The organism is Streptomyces sp. NPDC025793 (genome assembly GCF_055558375.1).
The window spans coordinates 46,007-61,851 of record NZ_JBVHMR010000023.1; the positions used below are offsets into that span (position 1 = coordinate 46,007).

Annotated in this window: 16 protein-coding genes and 2 tRNA genes; 14 read left to right on the forward strand and 4 right to left on the reverse strand. The window is 71.3% G+C overall.

Features of this window, described 5'->3' with window-relative positions; genetic code table 11:
• Nucleotides 1-15: 15 nt before the first annotated feature.
• The gene (locus ACZ4MF_RS33130) at nucleotides 16-543 is read right to left on the reverse strand and encodes a DsbA family protein (RefSeq protein WP_467495902.1); all 528 of its coding nucleotides are present in this window, start codon (nucleotides 541-543) and stop codon (nucleotides 16-18) included.
• 241 nt (nucleotides 544-784) lie between these two features.
• Here ACZ4MF_RS33130 and ACZ4MF_RS33135 point away from each other — a divergent pair, with 241 nt between their 5' ends.
• Together ACZ4MF_RS33135 and ACZ4MF_RS33140 are read left to right on the forward strand one after the other, a co-directional pair.
• Nucleotides 785-1,231 carry a hypothetical protein gene (locus ACZ4MF_RS33135; protein WP_467495904.1) on the forward strand — a complete coding sequence of 149 codons (447 nt, stop codon included), beginning with the start codon at nucleotides 785-787 and terminating at the stop codon, nucleotides 1,229-1,231.
• Nucleotides 1,232-1,430: 199 nt separating this feature from the next.
• The gene (locus ACZ4MF_RS33140; RefSeq protein ID WP_177240264.1) at nucleotides 1,431-1,589 is read left to right on the forward strand and encodes a hypothetical protein; all 159 of its coding nucleotides are present in this window, start codon (nucleotides 1,431-1,433) and stop codon (nucleotides 1,587-1,589) included.
• A 95-nt stretch (nucleotides 1,590-1,684) separates the two neighbouring features.
• Here the strand turns inward: ACZ4MF_RS33140 and ACZ4MF_RS33145 are convergent, their stop codons facing one another.
• Together ACZ4MF_RS33145 and ACZ4MF_RS33150 are read right to left on the reverse strand one after the other, a co-directional pair.
• Nucleotides 1,685-2,245: a CGNR zinc finger domain-containing protein gene (locus ACZ4MF_RS33145; RefSeq protein WP_467495907.1), complete on the reverse strand. Its 561-nt coding sequence runs from the start codon at nucleotides 2,243-2,245 to the stop codon at nucleotides 1,685-1,687.
• 295 nt (nucleotides 2,246-2,540) lie between these two features.
• Complete coding sequence (locus ACZ4MF_RS33150; protein WP_004002642.1) at nucleotides 2,541-2,954, reverse strand: SsgA family sporulation/cell division regulator; 414 nt, start codon at nucleotides 2,952-2,954, stop codon at nucleotides 2,541-2,543.
• A gap of 191 nt (nucleotides 2,955-3,145) precedes the next feature.
• Here ACZ4MF_RS33150 and ACZ4MF_RS33155 point away from each other — a divergent pair, with 191 nt between their 5' ends.
• From ACZ4MF_RS33155 to ACZ4MF_RS33200, 10 genes are all read left to right on the forward strand, one after another.
• Nucleotides 3,146-3,622: a TIGR02611 family protein gene (locus ACZ4MF_RS33155; protein WP_467495909.1), complete on the forward strand. Its 477-nt coding sequence runs from the start codon at nucleotides 3,146-3,148 to the stop codon at nucleotides 3,620-3,622.
• A gap of 84 nt (nucleotides 3,623-3,706) precedes the next feature.
• Nucleotides 3,707-3,778 (forward strand) — tRNA-Val (locus ACZ4MF_RS33160).
• 282 nt (nucleotides 3,779-4,060) lie between these two features.
• A complete protein-coding gene (locus tag ACZ4MF_RS33165) occupies nucleotides 4,061-5,395 on the forward strand; it encodes an alpha/beta fold hydrolase (RefSeq protein ID WP_467495911.1) in 1,335 nt (444 codons plus the stop codon).
• 427 nt (nucleotides 5,396-5,822) lie between these two features.
• Nucleotides 5,823-7,109, forward strand: a complete 1,287-nt coding sequence (locus ACZ4MF_RS33170) for an ABC transporter substrate-binding protein (RefSeq protein WP_467495913.1) — start codon at nucleotides 5,823-5,825, stop codon at nucleotides 7,107-7,109.
• A gap of 13 nt (nucleotides 7,110-7,122) precedes the next feature.
• Nucleotides 7,123-8,082: a carbohydrate ABC transporter permease gene (locus tag ACZ4MF_RS33175; RefSeq protein ID WP_467495914.1), complete on the forward strand. Its 960-nt coding sequence runs from the start codon at nucleotides 7,123-7,125 to the stop codon at nucleotides 8,080-8,082.
• Nucleotides 8,079-8,957, forward strand: coding sequence for a carbohydrate ABC transporter permease (locus ACZ4MF_RS33180; RefSeq protein WP_467495916.1), 879 nt, complete (start codon nucleotides 8,079-8,081; stop codon nucleotides 8,955-8,957). The genes ACZ4MF_RS33175 and ACZ4MF_RS33180 overlap by 4 nt, the downstream gene beginning before the upstream one ends.
• Nucleotides 8,958-8,967: 10 nt before the next feature.
• The gene (locus ACZ4MF_RS33185) at nucleotides 8,968-9,558 is read left to right on the forward strand and encodes a hypothetical protein (protein ID WP_467495918.1); all 591 of its coding nucleotides are present in this window, start codon (nucleotides 8,968-8,970) and stop codon (nucleotides 9,556-9,558) included.
• 76 nt (nucleotides 9,559-9,634) lie between these two features.
• Nucleotides 9,635-12,373 (forward strand): exo-rhamnogalacturonan lyase family protein, encoded by a 2,739-nt coding sequence (locus ACZ4MF_RS33190; RefSeq protein WP_467495920.1) that lies wholly within the window; start codon nucleotides 9,635-9,637, stop codon nucleotides 12,371-12,373.
• A gap of 123 nt (nucleotides 12,374-12,496) precedes the next feature.
• A complete protein-coding gene (locus tag ACZ4MF_RS33195; RefSeq protein WP_467495922.1) occupies nucleotides 12,497-12,943 on the forward strand; it encodes an SRPBCC family protein in 447 nt (148 codons plus the stop codon).
• Nucleotides 12,944-12,982: 39 nt separating this feature from the next.
• A tRNA-Val gene (locus ACZ4MF_RS33200) sits at nucleotides 12,983-13,054 on the forward strand.
• A 45-nt stretch (nucleotides 13,055-13,099) separates the two neighbouring features.
• On the opposite strand, the gene ACZ4MF_RS33205 is transcribed toward ACZ4MF_RS33200, so the two are convergent.
• The gene (locus ACZ4MF_RS33205; protein ID WP_356022031.1) at nucleotides 13,100-13,825 is read right to left on the reverse strand and encodes a 3'-5' exonuclease; all 726 of its coding nucleotides are present in this window, start codon (nucleotides 13,823-13,825) and stop codon (nucleotides 13,100-13,102) included.
• Nucleotides 13,826-13,993: 168 nt separating this feature from the next.
• On the opposite strand from ACZ4MF_RS33205, the gene ACZ4MF_RS33210 reads away from it, so the two are divergent.
• The gene (locus ACZ4MF_RS33210; RefSeq protein ID WP_356022028.1) at nucleotides 13,994-14,560 is read left to right on the forward strand and encodes a DUF4365 domain-containing protein; all 567 of its coding nucleotides are present in this window, start codon (nucleotides 13,994-13,996) and stop codon (nucleotides 14,558-14,560) included.
• Nucleotides 14,557-15,807, forward strand: a complete 1,251-nt coding sequence (locus ACZ4MF_RS33215; RefSeq protein ID WP_467495925.1) for a hypothetical protein — start codon at nucleotides 14,557-14,559, stop codon at nucleotides 15,805-15,807. The genes ACZ4MF_RS33210 and ACZ4MF_RS33215 overlap by 4 nt, the downstream gene beginning before the upstream one ends.
• Nucleotides 15,808-15,845: the final 38 nt, after the last annotated feature.

Genomic DNA, 15,845 nt, shown 5'->3' on the forward strand with positions numbered 1-15,845 from the left:
ATGTGACGACAGGCCCTAGGCCTGCCCGCCCCCGCCCAGCAGTCGGTCGGCGATCTCCTCGACGCGCTCGCGCAAGCCCTCCTGGCTCTTGCCGCCGTCGAGGCGTTCGCCGCCGATGACGTACGTCGGGGTGCCGGTCACCCCGATCGCCTTGCCCTCGGCCTGGTCGGCGTCCACGATCAGGATGTGCCGGCCGTCGATCAGCGCGGTGTCGAACTCCTCGGCGTCCAGCCCGAGTTCACCGGCCACCTCGACCAGGAAGGGTTCTCCCCGACGGTCCAGCTCCTCGACCCGCCCGAGCACGGCCTCCACGTACGGCCAGCCCCGACCCTGCGCCAGCGCCTCCTCGGCGGCCTGGGCCGCGGCGAAGGAGTGCTTGTGCTTCTCCAGCGGGAAGTGCCGCAGCCGCAGCTCCAGCCGGTCGCCGTAGCGGGCGCGCAGGGCGCGGAGGTCGTCCAGGGCGGTACGGCAGTCGGGGCACTGAAGCTCGCACCAGACGTCGAGGACGAGGGCGTCGGCGCGCGCGGGGGAGGAGTCGCTCATGCCGGTCAGTCTTCCAGGCCGGGCCCGGCCGACCCAATCGGGACCGTACTGCACTCCAGGAGGAGACGACCCGGAGATGTCCCTGATGTCCGCTGCGGGCATGGCATTGCGGATACGGGACGGTGCAGGATGGAGGGGACGGAGCGCGCCGGCCCGGCGCGCTGTGTCGCTCGCGTACCTCGCGTTCCTCGCGTTGTCCGCGTGGGGCCTTCCACCCGACCGAGCCCGCCAGGAGGACCGGATGATTGCCGAGACCGTCTGCTCCGCCGTTTCCGCGGCGGGCCTGGGCATCGCTGTGGTCACGGCCTACCGCAAGCGCTTCCTGGCGGCGGCGCGCATCGCGGCCTACTCGCTGGTGCCGGTCGGCCTGGTGATGACGGGGCTCGTCGGCTGGCTCGCCGACACCGCCTTCAGCCCTGTCGCCTGGGCGGGCTTCGGGGTGCTGGGCGCGGCCTGGGTGATCTTCGCGGGCACGCGTGCCGTCGAGCGCCGGCGCGGCGGCGCCACCCGGGCCGAGCGCAGAGCGGCCCGCGGCAGCGGGACGGACGCGGTCGCCCCTGCGGCCTCCGCCCCCTCCCTGGGCCCGGGGAGCCGGCAGGCCACCGGGTCCGCCACCGCCCCACGCGCCACCGGCTCCACCGAGGACTTCAGCGACATCGAGGCCATCCTCAAGAAACACGGCATATGACGGCCGCATGACGGTCGCGACGGCATAAGGGCACGTCGGGCCGCCAGGGCCGAAATGACACAGTGCGGCGTGGCCGCGGCCGGTTCCGTTCACAAAACGAAGCAAGTCGGGCGGGACGGCACGGAATGTGGCAACTCCCGCATCCAGGTGGCATGTTGATCGCGTGCGGTGCCTTTCCTGCGTCATGATCTGCCGCGAGATGCTGGACACGACACAGAGCGAGGCCGCGCCGCCGCCACCGAAGGACGAGCCGCGCGGGTGCCTCTTCGCCCTATCCCAGCCACCGCTGATGATCTTCCTTGCGGTGATCGGGTGTCTGATCCTCATGGCTGCGCTGCACGACCTGCTGTTGCTGTGAGCCGTACGCGTCCGTCCCGGCGCCACCCGCCGGGACCGACGTCGACCCCGCCGAGCATCCCGCCTGCGCACGGCAACCGCGTGCCGCGCGGCCGGTCAGCCCGTCGCCTCCTTGCGCCGGGCGCGGTAGGCGGCCACGTGCAGCCGGTTTCCGCAGGTTCGGCTGTCGCAGTAGCGGCGCGAGCGGTTGCGGGACAGGTCGACGAAGGCGCGCCGGCAGTCCGGCGCCTCACAGCGCCGCAGTCGCTCCTGCTCCCCGGCCACCACGAAGAAGGCGAACGCCATCCCGCAGTCGGCGGCGAGATGGTCGGCCACGGAGGCACCCGGCGCGAAGTAGTGCACATGCCAGTCGTAGCCGTCGTGGTCCGTCAGGCGTGGCGTGGTGCCGGCCGTGGCGACCAGGTCGTTGATCAAACCTGCGGCGGATCGAGGGTCGGGGGCCGCGAAGATCGCCGCGAAGCGCCCCCGGACCCGGCGCACCGCCGAGAGATCGAACTCCGACAGCGCGCCGACATCGCTGATTTCATGGTTTCGTACGAAATCTGCGAGAGCGGGGACATCGGACAGTCCGTCCGCCGCCGCGCTGTCCTCCGGCGCGGTGTTCACCAGATCGACCGCGGTGTCGAGGGCCCGCCGGGTGTCGTGGGTGATCAGCACGTTTCGCTCCCTGGCCTGGGGGTCGGGCGACGCCCGCCGATGCTGGCCGATGGTAGCGACATCCGCGCGCCGCGCAGCGGCCCCTGCCCGACTCGGCACGACGGGACAACGCCCCCGCGCCCGCCAGGGTTCCCGGCCCGGTCCCGCCCGTGCGGGGCGGAGGGGGGCGGACACAGGCCGACGCCGCCCCCGTGAACGCTCACGGTGACGGCGCCGGGCTGTGCCGTATGCGGTTGTCCTGGCCCGAGCCGTCTCCCCGAGTGGACGGCGCCGGGCTGCTTTCGATGGCCGCGGCCTAGCTTTCCGCCAGGATGTGCGACAGCTCCTGATCCAGGTCGAAGTGCCGGTGTTCCGTGCCGGGCGGCACGGCGGCGTCGGTTCGCTTCAGGAAGGACTCCAGGGCCCGCGCCGGGGCTTCGAGCAGGGCCTCCCCCTCCGGGGAGCTGAGGGCGATGCACACGACGCCCTGGCCATGACTGCGCGATGGCCAAACGCGGACGTCGCCGGTCCCGGTGGGCCGGTGCAATCCTTCGGCAAGAAGGTCGCGGGCGAACACCCACTCGACGGTTTCCTCGGCTCCGGTGTGGAAGGTGGCGTGCACGGCGTAGGGGTCGGCCGTGTCGTACCGCAGGCCTGCGGGGACAGGCAGGGAGGACTCGCTCGACACAACGAGGCGCAGGTGCAGCTCGCAGCTGACCGTGGTGTTCATAAGCGCCAGGGCCTTTCGCTCAGTGTGCGCTCGGGGATTCGCACGTCGGCGAAATCGACATGCCACCTACGGTGCCGTTGTAAACCCCTCTGGGCGTTTTGCGTGTCTTTACGTAACTCTTCCGGCCGAGAACTCTTACCAGACCTACGGCCATTTCAGTGACGGGATTCACTCGGGTAGGGTTTGTCCGTATGAATGCGGAGAGTGACGAGTCGGGTGAGACCCCTGCGACGGCGGACGAGGTCCACACCGGCCCGCGGGCGACGCGACGGGACGCCGTACGGCCGGCCGCTGGCGGGCTCGGCTCCCGGGCGCCGGAATTCGTCAAGGCCCGCCGGGTTCTGCAGGTGAGCTGGCAGGTCGGCGTCTTCGTGATCGGCCTCGCGGTCGTCGTGGCCGGCATCGTCATGCTCCCGCTGCCGGGGCCCGGCTGGGTGGTGATCTTCGGCGGCATGGCGATCTGGGCGACGGAGTTCGTCTGGGCCCAGCTCGTGCTCCGCTGGACCAGACGCAAGGTCACCGAGGCGGCCCAGCGGGCCCTCGACCCCAGGGTGCGCCGTCGCAACATCACGCTGACCGCGGTCGGGCTGACGATCGCCGTCGCGCTGGCCGGCGTCTACCTGGGGAGGTTCGGCCTTGTCATGCCGTGGAAGATCAACGAGGAGTGAGCCGGCCCCTCGCCCGGGCCGCCCGTCGGCCCGTCCTCTGGTCGGGGGCACCCCCTGACATGGGGTAATGTTCTTCCTGCGCCCGGGCGATTAGCTCAGTGGGAGAGCGCTTCGTTCACACCGAAGAGGTCACTGGTTCGAACCCAGTATCGCCCACCCGGACCGACGGTCCACCTGCGAAACAGCAGGTGGGCCGTCGGCTTTTGTGTCCATGTCTGTGCCGATGTCCGGCGGGGACCGGGGTGCGCCGGCCGGGGAGGCGCTCGGGCGGGGACGGGGCAAGCGCGCCCGGGGGCCGGCGCGTTTTGCCGAACCGGCAACAAGCCTCGTGCGCGGCGTGCGGTTCACAGGAGCATCGGGAGAGGCGCCGCACGAGCGGCCGATGTGCCGCAACGGGCCTCGCCCCACCGCACTGACCCCCAGCCTCCCGGAGCCGTCATGCCCCAGCTTCCCGCCCCCGCCTTCGACCCGTCCCACCGCATGGTCCCCACACCGGCGGGCCGCGTCCACCTCGTGGAGCAGGGCCGGGGCCCACTGGTGCTGCTGGTGCACGGGTTCCCGGAGTCCTGGTACTCCTGGCGCCACCAACTGCCGGCCCTGGCCGCCGCGGGCTACCGCGCCGTGGCCGTCGACGTCCGGGGCTACGGCCGCTCCTCCGGACCGGCGGCCGTGGACGCGTACCGGATGCTCGACCTGGTCGCGGACAACGTCGCCGTGGTCGAGGCCCTGGGGGAGCGGTCCGCGGTGGTCGTCGGCCACGACTGGGGTGCGACGATCGCCGCCACCTCCGCCCTGACCAGGCCCGATGTGTTCCGCGCCGTGGCCCTGCTGGGCGTGCCGTACACCCCGCCCGGCGGTCCGCGCCCCAGCGAGGTCTTCGCGGGGATGGCCGGGACGGGCGACGATGACGGTGGCGAAGGCTGTCACGGTGGCGATGGCGGTCGCAGGGACGGCATCGAAGGCGGCGACAACGGTCCCGGCGGGGGCGGTGCGGGCAGCGGTGCCGACGCTCGCATCACGGGCGACCAGGGCGGCGGCGCCGGCGGGGCGACCGGTACCCGTCGTGCCGTGAGCGGCGACCGTGCGACGACCGGCGACGGCCCTGGAACCGGCGCCGACCGCGGCAGCGGAGTCGAGAAGCGGGACGTGGACGACGACGCGGAAGGCCGGCCCGGCGTCGAAGCCGCGGGGACCGCGAGGTCTGCGCAGTCGGCAGGCTCCGCAGGGGAGTTCGTGGTGCCGGACGAGTTCTACGTCTCGTACTTCCAGCAGCCGGGCCGGGCGGAATCGGAGATCGAGCCCGATGTACGCGGCTGGCTCGCTGGTTTCTACGCGGCTCTGTCCGCCGACACCATGCCCGGACCCGGCGCTCCCGACCCGCACTTCGTCACCCGTGGTGGCACCCTGCGCGAACGCTTCCCGGCAGGCCGACTGCCGGCCTGGCTGGGCGAGCGCGATCTCGACGTCCTGGCCGGGGAGTTCGAGCGGACGGGGCTGACCGGCGCGCTGAACCGGTACCGGAACATGGACCGGGACTGGGCCGACCTGGCCGGTTACGCGGGTGCGCCGATCACGCAGCCGTCCCTGTTCGTCGGCGGTGCCCTGGACGCCTCGCTCGCCTGGCTGGCGGACGCGGTCACGGCGTACCCCGAGACCCTGCCCGGTCTGCTCGGCTCGCACATTCTCGACGGCTGCGGCCACTTCGTCCAGCAGGAGCGCCCCGAGGAGACCAACCGAATCCTCCTCGACTGGCTCGCGGCCCTGCCCGCCTGATCCCGGGTCACGCCGGGAACGAGCAACCCGTCGCTCCCCCCTCGCCGTCAACGACGATCCCGAGGGCCAGGGCCAGGGCCAGGGCCAGGGCCAGGGCCAGGGCCAGGGCCAGGGCGAGAGCGAGGGGCCGGGAAGGGGGCGAGTGCGAGGGGCCGGGAAGGGGGCGAAAGCGAGCACGCGGACGCGGATCAGGGCGAGGGCGACGGCGACTCCCGGCCCCGCCACCCCCGTTGCCCCCGTTCGGCCCGCCGACCGCTTCCCCCACCAGCGCCGACCCCCGGCATGCCGCTCGGGCGCGTGCGCCGTCCACCAGAAAATCCTGTCCGAATCATTGACGCACCCCTGGCCCCTCCGTACCTTGTGCCAGCAAGCGCTTACTTGAAACGATTCACGACGGCGGCGACGACGCTGCGGGGAGGGCCCGACTGTGGGAACCAGCAGGAATCTCAAGAGGCGTACGATCCTGAAGGCGGCCGGGGCGTCGGCGGCCGTGCTCGGGCTCGCGGCGACGACCGGCTGTGGCGGCGGAAGCGGTTCCGGGGACGGGACGGTGACGATCCGTTACTCCTGGTGGGGTGCCGAGGAGCGGGCCAAGAGGATCAACCAGACCATCGCCCTCTTCGAGAAGAAGTACCCGAAGATCAAGGTCAAGACGGACTTCCAGACGTACGCGTCCTTCTGGGAGAAGTTCCAGACCCAGGCCGCCGGCGGTAATCCTCCGGACGTTTTCCAGAACGCCGTCACCTTTCTTCGGAAGTACGACAAGCGTGGAATTCTTCTCGACCTCAACTCCCAGGCGAAAGCAGGCAATCTGAGCCTGGATCACTTCCGGGACGGCGTCACGAAGGTCGGCCAGGTCGACGGCAGACAGCTCGGAATTCCGGTCGGCTCCAACACCATGGCGCTCGTCATCGACGAGAAGGTGTTCCGGAAGGCGGGCGTCGAACCGCACGCGGGCTGGACCTGGGACGACTACTTCAAGGCCCTGAAGACGATCCACGACAGGACGAGCATTCCGGGGGACACCGGCTACTTCACCATCATGTACCTGTACGACCTCTACCTCCGCCAGAACGGGAAGGCCTTCTACGCCAAGGACGGACTCGGCTTCGACCAGGCCGATCTGACGGAGTGGTGGACGGACGGGTACAACCGGGTCAAGGCCGGCATCGTCACCGACCCGAAGGTCGTCCAGCAGGACAACCCCAAGTCCTCGCTCTCCGCCGGACACGGCGCCTCGGAGTTCACCTGGGACAACTTCACCGTCCGCTACTCGGCGGAGGGCAACAGCATCTACGGCCTCGCCCCGATCCCGACCACGGACGGCAGACAGACCGGCCAGTACCTCGCCTCCCTGATGCTCAGCGCCTCCTCCCACACCTCCCACCCGAAGGAGGCCGCGCAGTTCATCGACTTCATGGCCCACGACCCCGAGGTCGGCAAGATCATGGGTTACGACCGCGGCATCCTCGCGAGCACCGAGCAGTACGACGCGTACCGGCCGGTCGACGCGGTCAACAAGGAGATCGCGCAGTACGAGGCGGACACCGCCAAGGCGGGCGTCCTCGGCACGATCACCCCGCACCCCTCCGGTGCCGACACCATCGAGGCCGCCTTCCTGCGCATCGGCGGCGACCTCGGACAGGGCAAGACGAAGGTCTCCGACGCGGTGAAGCAGTTCTTCACCGAGTCCGAGGCCGCCTTCCAGGCCTGAGGGGAAACATGCCGTGACGCTCGTCAAGCACTCCGCGCCCGCCGCCCGCAGGACGCGCCCGGCCGCCTCCGCCACCACGGGGCGGCCCGGCCGCCGCCGCGAGAACCTCGCCGGCTACCTCTTCATGTCCCCGTGGATCGCGGGCTTCCTGCTGCTGACCGCGGGCCCGATGGTCGCCTCGCTGTACTTCGCGTTCACCGACTACGACCTCTTCAACAGCCCCCGGTGGGTCGGGCTCGACAACTTCACCAAGATGTTCGCGGACCCCCGCTGGCAGAAGTCGGTGGAGGTGACGGCGAAGTACGTGATCATCGGCACGCCGCTGAAGCTGCTGCTGGCCCTCGGGGTGGCCCTCCTGCTCGCCCAGAGCCGCCGCGGCCAGGCTTTCTACCGGGCCGCCTTCTACGCCCCCTCGCTGATCGGCGCGAGCGTCTCGGTCGGCTTCGTCTGGCGCTCGCTGTTCTCCGACGGCGCGATCGTGGACCGTACCCAGTCCTTCTTCGGCTGGCACGTCGGCGGCTGGGTCGGCAACGCCGACTGGGTGCTGTACTGCCTGGTCGCGCTGACCGTCTGGCAGTTCGGCGCGCCCATGGTCATCTTCCTGGCGGGGCTGAAGCAGGTGCCCAGGGAGCTGTACGAGGCCGCCGAGGTGGACGGCGCCGGACCCTTCCGTACGTTCTGGACCATCACCCTGCCGATGATCTCCCCGGTGCTCTTCTTCAACGTGCTCCTGGAGACCATCCACTCCTTCCAGATCTTCGGCTCGGCCTACGTCGTCTCCAACACCCAGTGCGGCCCGGCCGACGCCACGCTCGTCTACACCTGCTACCTGTACCAACAGGGCTTCAAGAACGCCCAGATGGGCTTCGCCTCCGCCATGGCCTGGATGCTGCTGCTCGCCGTGGCCCTGGTGACGGCCGTCCTCTTCTGGTCCCAGAAGAAATGGGTGCACTACGAGGAGGACGCCCGATGAGTGCCACCACGGCCGCCAAGCCGTCGTCCCCGCCGATCCGCAGGCGCACCGGATCCCTCGTCTGGCACCTCGGCGCCCTGCTGATCCTCGCGGTCATCCTCTACCCGGTGATCTGGGTGATCGGCGCCTCCTTCAAACCCGGCAAGGACGTCGTCAACAGCCTCACGCTGTTCCCGTCCCACCCGATCCTGAGCAACTTCAAGGGCCTCGCCGACGGCATCGCGGACGTCCAGATCCGGACCTTCTTCCAGAACTCCCTCTTCTACGCGGGCGGTGCCGTCGTCGGCGTCCTCATCTCCTGCTCGCTGACCGCGTACGCGTTCGCCCGCATTCGCTTCGCCGGGCGCAACCTGCTCTTCTCGCTGATGATCGGCACGCTGCTGCTGCCGTACCACGTGCTGCTGATCCCGCAGTACGTGATGTTCCAGAAGCTCGGCTGGGTCAACACCTACACCCCGCTGCTGATCGGCAAGTACCTCGCCACGGAGGCGTTCTTCGTCTTCCTCATGGTGCAGTTCATGCGGAACCTGCCGAGGGAGCTGGACGAGGCGGCCCGGCTCGACGGCTGCGGGCACCTGCGCATCTACTGGTCGATCGTGCTGCCGCTGTCCCGGCCCGCGCTCATCACCAGCGCGATCTTCACCTTCATCAACGCCTGGAACGACTTCATGGGCCCGCTGATCTACCTCAACGAGCCCGGCAAGTACACGGTCTCCCTGGGCCTGATGATGTTCCGCGACTCCGACGGCGTCGCCGCCAACTACGGCGGGATGATCGCGATGTCCCTGGTCGCGCTGCTGCCCGTGCTGCTGTTCTTCCTCGCCTTCCAGCGCCATCTGATCGACGGGATGGCGACCTCCGGGCTGAAGGGGTGAGGCGACCGGCATGGCCGAAGCACGTGTGAAGGCACGCAAGGACTCCGAGTTCGCCGAGCGGTTCGCCGTCTTCGCCGAATGTCTGCTCACCGGCGTATGGATCGCGGTGGCCTCCCTCGGGGTCGTCACCTATCCGGCCGCCTTCGCCGCCGGTGCCCGGCATCTGCGCCGCCGCACCGGCCACCGGGCAGGCGGATGGCGGGAGTTCACCGCCGACTTCCGCGCCGCCCTGCGCGGGGGCTGGGCGGTCGGGCTCGCGGGCTGGGCCGTCCCGGCCCTGGCCTGGCTGGAGGTGCGGGCCGTACGCGCCGGGCTGCCCGGCGGACCGCTCGTGGGCGCCGTAGGACTGCTCGCGCTGATCGGGGTCGCCGTGGCCGGACTGCGCGCGGCGGCCGTCTGGGCGCCCGGCACCCGTTGGCGCGCTCTGCTCGCGGAGGCGGGCCGGCGTACGGTCCTCGACCCCGCCGGATCCTTCCTGCTGGTCGGCGGAGTGGTGCTCACCGTCTGCTCCGCCCTGCTCATCGCCCCCCTGGCGGTGCCCGTGCTCGGTGCCGTCACGGCGGCGGCCGTCGCCGTCGAGGAGCGGTACCGGCGCCGCTGACCTGCCTCAAGGCCGGTGCCCCTGGGCGCCGTGTCTCTGTCATGCCCCTGATCAGATCATCTATGGAAGGAAGGCCATGTCCCCCATCCCCCGCAGATCCCTCCTCCAGGCGGCCGCCGTCGCCGGAGCCGCAGCGCAGTTCAGCTGGGTGCTCGGGGCCAAGGACGCCGAGGCCGCGCCCGGAGCTGCGGCCGGCGGCGACGCCCCCGTCACCCTGGACTGGCTGGAGGCCGGCGGCCTCGGCGCCGCGCCCGGCACCACGGTCGGCGTGCCCTGGCCCATGGGCGCCCACCAGGAGGACCAGACGTTCGCGCTCACGGATGCCGCGGGCAAGGACGTCCCCGTCCAGACCTGGCCGCTCGCCTACTGGCCCGACGGCTCCCTCAAGTGGACGGCCCACGCGGTGAGTTCGGGCAGCGGCACGCTCACGCTGACCGCCGGCACGGCCGCCGCCCCCGACAAGCGGGTCACCGTCGACAAGAACGGCGGCACCATCGACGTCTCCACCGGCGTCATCACCGCGCGGATCGGCAGGAGCGGCTCGACCCTGATCAAGTCCGTCACCCGGGGGGCGGCGGAGATCGCCCGCAACGGGCGCCTCGTCCTCCTCCGCCAGCCCGAGGTCGAGGACGAGGACCAGGGCACTGTGAGGACCGAGCGGTTCGACGGCACCGTCGACGAGGTCACCGTCGAGCAGGACGGCCCCGTCCGCGCGGTCGTCCGCATCGACGGCAAGCACCGCAAGGGAAGCCGCAGTTGGCTGCCGTTCTCCCTCCGCCTGTACTTCTACGCCGGCGCCGACTCCTTCCGCATGGTGCACACCATCACCTACGACGGGAAGCAGGAGCCCGGCAAGGCGAGCGGGGACTTCGTCCGCGGGCTCGGCGTCCGCTTCTCCGTGCCGATGCGCGACGCGGCGTACGACCGGCACATCCGCATCGGCGGCGAGGGCAGCGGTCTGCTCCGTGAGGCCGTCCAGGGCATCACCGGACTGCGCCGGGACCCGGGAGCCGCCGTGCAGAGCGCCCAGTACGAGGGCCGGAAGCTGCCGGACCCCGCCACCTGGGACCAGCGCGTGACGACCCGGTTGCCGTACGTCCCGCACTGGGGCGACTACACCCTCGCCCAGCTCTCCGCCGACGGCTTCACTCTGCGCAAGCGCACCAAGAAGGGGTACGGCTGGATCGCCGCCGGCGGTGGCAGGCGGGCCTCCGGCTTCGGCTACGTCGGCGGCGCGAGCGGCGGACTCTCCTTCGGCCTCCGGGACTTCTGGGAGAAGTTCCCCGCCCAGCTCGACATCCGCGACGCCCACACCGACGAGGCCACCGTCACCCTCTGGCTCTGGTCGCCCGAGGCCCAGCCCATGGACCTGCGCTTCTACCACGACGGCATGGGCCAGGACACCTACGCCGAGCAGCTCGAAGGCCTCAACATCACCTACGAGGACTACGAGCCGAAGTTCGGCACCCCCTACGGCATCGCCCGGACCTCCGAACTCCTCTTCTGGGCCAACGACGCCACGCCCTCCGGCGACACCCTCGCCCAGCAGATCGCGGCCGTACGGGTGCTGCCGCAACTCGCCGCCCCGCCCCGGCAGCTCGTCAGGGCCAAGGTCTTCGGCCCCGGCCTGTTCTCGGAGCCGGACCGCTCCACTCCGGCCAAGGCGAAGATCGAGGACCACCTCGACTTCCTCTTCACCTACTACAAGGACCAGGTGGAGCAACGCCGTTGGTACGGCTTCTGGGACTACGGCGACTTCATGCACACCTACGACACCGTGCGCCACCAGTGGCGCTACGACGTCGGCGGCTACGCCTGGGACAACTCCGAGCTGTCACCCGACCTGTGGCTCTGGTACGCGTACCTGCGCTCCGGCCGCTCCGACCTCTTCCGCTTCGCCGAGGCGCTCACCCGGCACACCGGCGAGGTCGACGTCTACCACCTCGGCACATGGGCGGGCCTCGGGACCCGGCACGGTGTGCAGCACTTCGGCGACAGCGCCAAGCAGCAGCGCATCGCCAACACCACCTACCGCCGCTTCTACTACTTCCTCACCGGCGACGAACGCGTCGGCGACCTCATGCACGCCAACGTCGACTCCGACGAGACCTTCCTCGTCCTCGACCCGCTGCGCAAGGTCCGCACCGACCCCTACACCCCCGACCGGCACGCCCTGTCCATCGGCTTCGGCACGGACTGGAGCGGCCTGGTGTCGGCCTGGCTGACCGAGTGGGAGCGCAAGGGCCCCCAGTGGGAGAAGGCCAGGGCCCGCGTGCTGTCCACGATGCGGGGCATCGCCGCCCAGCCCAACGGCTTCGTGCAGGGCAGCGGGCTGTACGACCTCGACACCGGCGCATTCGCCGTCGCCGACAAGCCGGTCGTCTCCGTGTCCCACCTCTCGGCCGTCTTCGGCCTGAACGAGCTGTGCGCCGAGCTGATCCAACTGGTCGACATGCCCGACTTCACGAAGGCCTACCTGGACTACTGCCGCTACTTCAACGCCACCAAGGCCGAACAGAAGGCCCGCTACGGCACCGGCTTCGGCACCCTGCTGCTCTTCCAGGGGCACTCGCGCCTGGACGCCTACGCCGCCGTACAGACCGGGGACGCGACCCTCGCCGAGCGCGCCTGGACCAAGTTCTACGGCTCCGACGGCTACACCGAGTCCTCGCCGTGGCGGACCGAGAGGCTGACCGGACCGGTCACCCTGGTGGAGGGGAGCGAGGCGGCCTGGGTGTCCAGCAACGACACCGCGCTCTACGGCCTCGCGGCCATCGAGAACCTGGCCCTGCTCGGGGACAGGATGCCCGGATGACAGGGCTGGGTGAGCGCCGTCGCACGGGCGGCGGCGCTCGCCCCCCGAGTCTGCCGCGCCGCACGAGGCGGCGCATGAGTACGCGTACTCAGACCGGGGCGCCCCGGCGGGCAGACTCCCCCCATGGACTGGAACCGCCACCGCTTCCTCAGCCTGTGGTCCCTGCCCGTCCCGCCGGCGGCCGTGTACGCCGTGCTGGAGCGGCCCGAGGACTATCCCCGCTGGTGGCCGCAGGTCCGGACGGTGACCCGGCTCGACGACCGCACCGGCGTCTTCACCATCCGGCCCGCGCTGCCGTACACGATGACCTTCACCGCACGCGAGACACGCCGCGACCCGGACGCCGGGGTCCTGGAGATCGCGATGTCCGGCGACCTCGACGGCTGGGCCCGCTGGACGCTCACCGCCGACGGCCCCGGCACCCTCGCCCGCTACGACCAGGTGGTCAGTGTGAACAAGCCCCTGCTGCGGCGTCTCGCTGTCCCCGGCCGCCCGGTCTTCCGCGCCAACCACCGGCTGATGATGGCCGCCGGACGACGGGGACTGCTGGGGTGTCTCGAAGCGGTTTGAAGGATCCGCGTCTCGACCTGTATTGTTCAGTGCGTTCCCGGGCGATTAGCTCAGTGGGAGAGCGCTTCGTTCACACCGAAGAGGTCACTGGTTCGAACCCAGTATCGCCCACCGGGAGAAGACCGGTCCGCCGCAGCGGACCGGTCTTCCGTGTATTCAGGCCGCCGCCGGCAGCTCCGGCCGCAGGGGCCAGTCCGTGCTGACGATCTCCGTCGAGCCGCTGCGCGCGAACCAGGCCTGGAGGCCACGGGCCTGGGCCGCGTGCCAGTTGGCCTGGAGGGTGTGCAGTTCGGCGGGGGACAGGCGCTCCAGCCGGGTCGCGAAACGGCGGCCCACCGCCCGTACGACATCCAGCGCGGCCAATGCGTCCGCCGCGGCGTCGTGCGCGCCCTCCAGCGTCACCTCGTAGTGGGCGCACAGGTCGGTCAGCGTGCGGCGGCCCTTGCGGTACCGGTCCAGGTGCTTGTCCAGCACCCGCGGGTCCAGCACCCTGAGCGGCACCGACTCGAACCAGCGGTCCAGCGACGACGCCCGGTGCCGGCGCAACTCCCGGTCCAGCAGCGTCAGATCGAAGGGCGCGTTCATCACCACCAGCGGACGCCCCATCGCCGCGTGCTCCGCCAGCTGCTCGGCTATCTCGTACATCACCGGCGCCGGCCAGCGGCCGTTGTGCTGGAGGTGCTCCTCCGTCAGCCCGTGCACCGCCGTCGCCGCCTCGGGGACCGGCACCCCCGGGTTCACCAGCCACCGGGACATCCGGGGCCGGGTGCCCGGGGCGTCCTGGACGACGACTGCGGCCGACACGATCCGGTCGGTCTCGACGTCCACACCCGTCGTCTCCGTGTCGAAGGCCGCGAGCGGCCCCTCGTACCAGGTCGTCATCCGAACCCAACTCCTCGTTCACCTACCGCAGATGACGTTCCGTCTTCTGCCTGTTTGGTGATACCCGGGCTGTTTGCGCCGTACGCCGCGAGGAGACAACAGGAGTACGGGTCTTTGCAGTTCAGCGGCCCGCAGCGGAGACACTCATTGCTTGGAAGGCTGTTGGTCATGGCCATAGCGCAGCCCGAGCGGGGCGGGCTGCTGCCCGATCGCCCGGGCACCGTCCGCGGCTCGCTCGCCACCACCGCCTGCATGGAGACCTTGCAGGTCGGCTATCTGCACGCGGTCGCCGCCGCGGCGGGATGCTCGCTGTCCCAGCCCTTCCCGGACAACGGCATCGACTGGCACGTCAGCCACAGCGCGCCCGGACACACCGTCGACGACGAGGTCACCATCAAGGTGCAGCTGAAGTGCACCTACCAGATCCCGCCGAACCCGCCGGGCCGCTCCTTCTCCTTCACCCTCGACAACGACCATCTGCGCAAGCTCGCCCGCACACCCGTCTCGGTGCACAAGATCCTGGTCGTGATGCTCGTCCCGCGCTCCCAGGACGACTGGCTGCGCGCCAGCCACGACCGGCTCGACCTGCGGCACTGCTGCTACTGGGTCAACCTCGCCGGCCACCCGGTCACCGGCCGGCACCGGACCACCGTGCGGATCCCGACCTCGCGCATCTTCGACGACCGGGCGCTGTGCGAGATCATGACGCGGGTCGGGACGGGAGGCAGACCATGAGGAGCCGTCCGTACGAGGAGCTGCCGCGCCAGGTCCGGCCGCATCCCGACGACCTCGCCCGGCAGCAGCCCCCCGACCCCGCCCGGGTCGACCCGGCGGTGCTCGGCGCGCTGCTGCACCGGCACGGCTGGCAGCGGCGCGGCGGAGCACCGGGGCGCTACGGCCGCTGGACCCCGCCCGGGCCGGGCGCCGGCACGACCAGCCTGCTGGTGCCGGAGAGTCGCGCCTTCCCCGACAGCGACGACCTGCTCGGCGAGGCCCTCGACGCGCTCGCCCGCAGCGAGACGCCCGGCGCGCGCGAGGTGCTGATCTCCCTCGCCCTGCCCAGCGACGAGATCCGCTGGTGGCGCGACGCCCCGGCCGGGCCCGCCGGCGCCGCGCCCTGGAGCGCCGACGAGCAACTGCGCGGCGCCGCACGGCAGATGCTGCTCGCGGCCGCGCTCGCCACCCGCGCGCGTGCCGGCTACCACGGCGCCCGCCACCGCCGCGCGGCCGTCGCCCTGCTGGAACACGTCCTCGTCGGGCCCGCCGCCGAGGGCCGCACCCTCACCGCCTTCGCGCCCGTCCCGGCGGGCCGGCCCCTCGCCGTCCGCCTCCACCAGGCGCTGCACGCCGCCCGCGAGGCCATCGACTACCAGCGGGCCACCGGCGGCATGGACGCCTTCGACGGCGCCGTCGAGGCCGGGGTCAGCCGCGAGCTGACCGAGGCGCTGGCCACGCTGGTCCGGGGCACCGAGGGCGCCCGGATCGCCGTCGCCTGGGCACCCGGCGCAGGAGTCCCGGAGGGCTGCGCGCCCGCCGCCGAACCCGTCGAGTTCTCCCCGGGCGATCTGCCCGTGCTGCGCGAGGCCGCCGCCCGCTATCTGCGCGAGGAACCCTCGGTGCCGGTCCGGATCACCGGCGCCGTGGTCCGCATGCGCCGCTCCGGCCCCGGCGGCGAGGGCACCGTAAGGCTGCGCGTCCTCGCCGGCGCCGAGGTCCCGCACGTCCGCGTCACCCTGGACGAGGAGGACTACCGCATCGCCGGCCACGCCCATCTCGTCGGCCTCCCGGTGCGCGTGCACGGGCGGCTGGAGCGCCGGGGCGGCTTCCGCCGGCTCACCGGAGCCTCCGGGGTCGTCCCCGTCCAGGTCGACGAGGCCGAGCGGGACCGGCTGCTGAAGGCCCTCCAGGAGAACCTCGACTTCTTCGAGGAGGCGTGCGGGGACGGCGGACCGGGAGAGTACGGGGACGGGGACCGAGGGTGACCGTTTAGCGGTCGGCGCGGTCGGGTCGGTACGATCGC